We start from the raw sequence: 2880 nt of genomic DNA, 5'->3' as shown, positions 1-2880 counted from the left end.
CTCACGTCCCGCGCTGTTGCCCGGCGCCGCCTGCGCCCCGCCCGCCCCCCGCGCCGGCCGGGGCGCGCCCCCGCCCCACCCACCGGCCCGCGCGCACGACCCGGGCCAGCACCATGCCGAGCACGAACTCCAGCGCCCTGGTGACCGGGAAGACGTAGACGAACCAGTACTCCAGGCCGGCCGGCATCGGCAACGCCACCGCGGGCACCGCGACCACGGCCGCCATGAGCCCGCCGGCGGCCCACCGGAGCCGCCGGGGCGGGATCCTGTCGACCAGCCCGAGCAGCCACCCGAAGGCGGTGTAGAAGGCGGCTTCGCAGGACAGCGACCAGGCCGGGGTGTTGACGCCGAAGTAGACCGACTGCACCGGGACCCACGCCTGGAGCAGGACCAGGCCCAGCAGGCCCGTGAGCACGGACGCGCCGCCCGCCCAGGCCAGGCCCGCGAACACGACGAGCCAGACCACGACGTGGTTCGGCAGGACCCGGGCGGCCCGGCGCCGCAGGGCGACGCGGGCCGGCACCCCGGGCCGGGCGGACCAGGTGAGCACGAACCCGGAGAGCAGGAAGAAGAACCCGACCCCGGTCGCCCCCTGCCCGAACACGGCCGCCAGCACCCCTTCCGCGCCCGTGCCGTCGAACAGGCCGCCGGCGTGCAGGTGGAAGCCGAAGACGACGAAGGCGGCGAGGAAGCGCAGGCCGGTGAGGGACGGCAACCGGACCGCGGGGAGCGGCGGGGGCGCGGGCGGTTCCGCGGAGGCGGGCGGCACGCGCGAGTCGGGTGGCGGCGCGGGCGCCGGGATCAGCGGGGCTTGCGGTGCGAGCGGCGAGGTCTGGGACGGCCGGGTCCGGGACGGCGGGGGTGGCGCGGTGGTCATCGGGTCGGCGCCGGGTCGGCGGGGCGGAGCGCGCTCGGCGTGCGGCGGCGGCCACGTGCGGCCGGGTGGACCACGCGGGCGGCGCAGGTGGTTGACCGCCGGTGGCCGACGTGCGCGGACCCCTTGCCCGGTAACAGCATTCTTGCGGGTTCGGCGGCATTCACCGTCCGGGATAACAACTCCAGCCTCCCAAGGGCCGCGTTCTCCTTCTGACACAAGGAGATCGCGGCGCTCGGCCAGGCGTTAGCCGACCGGCGACGGGGAGGTCGCGTCGGGGATCAGCAGCACGGCGGCGGACGACCCGTCGGCCGGCACGACGTGGATCGAAGCGAGCTTGGCGTCCTTCGGCACGGCGGCGAACGCGAGCCGGTCGTCGTCCAGCCACGTGGCCTGGTCGTCCACGCCCGCCGTCCCGGGCAGCCGGCGCTCCTCCCCGGTCTTGAGGTCGAGCACGGCCAGCTCCCACGGGCCCAACCGCCCGATGCGCTTCTTGTAGGCCACCTTCGTGCCGTCCGGCGACAGCGACGGGCACTCCGCGTCACGCCGCAACGACTCCAGGCGACGTTCCGCCAGGTCGCCCTTCACCAGCCAGGTGTACCCGCCGGACGCCAACGTCGCGTAGAAGGTGCGGTCGTCGTCGGCCACCGTGAGCCCCCAGTAGTTCACGTCCTGCGCGGTGTGCTGCTGCCCCTCGACGACCGCCGTGAAGCCCTCCAGGGACTCCACCGCCTCACCGGTGCGCAGGTCCAGGAACCCGGTCCTGGTCGAGAACCCGCCGGGCACGGAGTACGAGTCGCCCGTCACGAACGACGTCCACGAGACCACGTGCCCCGACGCCGACACCTTCGCCCGGCTCGGCACGCCCGGCAGCGGCACGGTCCGCACCACGCCACCGTCCCGCGACACCTCGGCCGCGTACGTCGGACCCGGTCCCGCCAGCTTCAGGCACACCGTCGTGCCACCGGCCCGGTACACCCGCTGGCACGTCATCCCCGTCGCGCCGCGTGCGCCCGGATCGGCCAGGTCGACCTGCTCCACCCGGCTGCGCCCGTCCGCCAGGGCCACGAACATGAGGTCCCCGCCGGTCGAGGCGACCGGCACGGGCGCGGCCTCGCGCACGACCGAAACCACGTACCCCACGGCCACGCCGACGACCAGTACGATGGCCGCGACGGCGAAGACGACCCGCCGGTAGCCCAAGTCCATCACCACCTGTAACGACTAGGCGCGAGTCGGCCGATTTCAGAGTAACAACACCTTGCGGGCACCTACGCAGGGTAAACGTGGATCGGGGAGCGGATGGACTTCTGGGGCGCCGTGCGAACTCTGCGCAGGCGGTGGTACATCGCCCTCCCGGCGGCGGTGACGGCGGTCGCCGTCGCCGCGGGCGTGTTCCTGTCCATCCCGACGCGCTACCAGTCCTCGGGTGTCATGGTGCTCACATCGCCGTCGGCCGGTGGCACGTTCTCGGAGAAGCTGTCGCCGGAGGACGCGGTGCGGGTCAACCCGCTGCTCGCGTTCGACGGCAGCCTCACCACGACCGCGCAGATCCTGGCGCAGATCCTGGCCGACCCGAAGACGCGCAAGGAGTCGCTCGGCCTGGACAAGGACTCGACGGAGAACTTCACCGCGGCGGGCGGCGGCATGAGCGGGCCGTTCCTGTTCGTGACCGCGGACGGCAGCACGCCCGAGGCGGCCGAGAAGTTGGTCACCACGGTGATGGAGTTCGCGGCCAAGGAGCTGGACAAGCAGCAGACCGCGCTGAAGGCGCCGGAGTCGACGTTCATCACCTCGCAGGTGATCGTGAACCCGACCGCGGCGGAGGCCCAGATCGGCGGCAAGGTCCGGTACGCGGGCGCGGCGTTCGTGCTGCTGATGCTGTTGACGACGGCGGCCACGTTCGGCGGCGACAGCATCCTCAACCACCTGCGCCGCCGCCGTGAGGCGCGCGAGGGCAAGGCGGTCGAGCCGGAGGAGGACGCGCCCGCGCCCGCCCCCGCGGC

At 73.8% G+C, this 2880-nt stretch carries 3 protein-coding genes; 1 reads left to right on the top strand and 2 read right to left on the bottom strand.

Annotated elements, in window-relative coordinates:
* Position 1: 1 nt before the first annotated feature.
* Together ACFXGA_RS40020 and ACFXGA_RS40015 are read right to left on the bottom strand one after the other, a co-directional pair.
* The gene (locus tag ACFXGA_RS40020; RefSeq protein WP_378098384.1) at positions 2-769 is read right to left on the bottom strand and encodes an acyltransferase family protein; all 768 of its coding nucleotides are present in this window, start codon (positions 767-769) and stop codon (positions 2-4) included.
* A 351-nt stretch (positions 770-1120) separates the two neighbouring features.
* Positions 1121-2083 carry a TolB family protein gene (locus ACFXGA_RS40015; RefSeq protein WP_378098387.1) on the bottom strand — a complete coding sequence of 321 codons (963 nt, stop codon included), beginning with the start codon at positions 2081-2083 and terminating at the stop codon, positions 1121-1123.
* Between the two features lie 93 nt (positions 2084-2176).
* Between ACFXGA_RS40015 and ACFXGA_RS40010 the strand changes: the two genes are divergently transcribed.
* The coding region (locus ACFXGA_RS40010) for a hypothetical protein (RefSeq protein ID WP_378098381.1) at positions 2177-2880 on the top strand (704 nt) is incomplete at its 3' end.

Origin of the sequence: Actinosynnema sp. NPDC059335 (assembly GCF_042752395.1) — a bacterium.
GTDB lineage: Bacteria > Actinomycetota > Actinomycetes > Mycobacteriales > Pseudonocardiaceae > Actinosynnema.
The sequence above is the reverse complement of the archived record's forward strand: the minus strand, read 5'-3'. Positions and strand labels throughout refer to the sequence as shown.